The sequence below is a fragment of the Blautia sp. AF34-10 genome (assembly GCF_003477865.1).
GTDB classification, from domain to species: Bacteria; Bacillota; Clostridia; order Lachnospirales; family Lachnospiraceae; genus Fusicatenibacter; species Fusicatenibacter saccharivorans.
Genome location: NZ_QUED01000087.1, coordinates 1 through 847, shown reverse-complemented (window position 1 = coordinate 847; position 847 = coordinate 1). Strand labels below are relative to the sequence as shown.

1 protein-coding gene is annotated in these 847 nt (G+C 41.1%); it reads left to right on the top strand.

Translation table 11 applies throughout. The annotated features are described in order from the left end of the window. On the top strand, positions 1 to 847 hold an 847-nt coding region (locus tag DWZ60_RS16990; protein ID WP_147397778.1), incomplete at both ends, for a recombinase family protein.

The window sequence follows — 847 nt, the reverse complement described above, 5'->3', positions numbered from 1 at the left end:
TGGTGTTCAAGCTTTCCAGATTCGGTCGTAATGCGGCAGATGTATTAAACTCTTTGCAGAGGATGCAGGATTTTGGAGTGAATCTGATCTGTGTTGAAGATGGGATTGACAGCTCAAAAGATAGTGGAAAGCTGATGATTTCTGTTCTGTCTGCGGTGGCAGAGATTGAACGGGAGAATATCCTTGTTCAGACAATGGAAGGACGTAAGCAGAAAGCAAGGGAAGGAAAATGGAACGGCGGGTTTGCTCCATATGGCTATGAATTGGTAAATGGAGAATTGCAGATCGCAGAGGACGAAGCAGAGATTATTCGTCTGATCTATGATAAATTTATTCATACAAATATGGGAATTTCTGCGATTGCTGCATGGCTGAACCAGCATGGATATAAAAAGAAAAAACGACAGAATAATACACTGGACGCATTTGCCGCTTCATTTATAAAAGGCGTTCTGGATAATCCGGTATACTGTGGAAAGCTGGCTTATGGACGAAGGAAGAACGAGAAAGTATCTGGTACAAGAAATGAATACCGTATTGTAAAGCAGGAAAATTATATGCTACACGATGGTATCCATGAAGGAATCATTTCAGAAACAGACTGGGAGCTGGCACATCAAAAACGGGAAAAAACAGGTGTGAAATATGAAAAGACACATAGTCTCGAGCATGAGCATATTTTATCCGGAATATTGAGATGCCCGTTATGTGGAAGCGGTATGTATGGGAATGTGAACCGAAAGAAAAAGAAAGACGGAACCTTATATAAGGATTATTTCTATTATGCCTGCAAACATCGTCGCCTGGTAGACGGTCATAAATGTGGATATCGTAAACAATGGAGCGA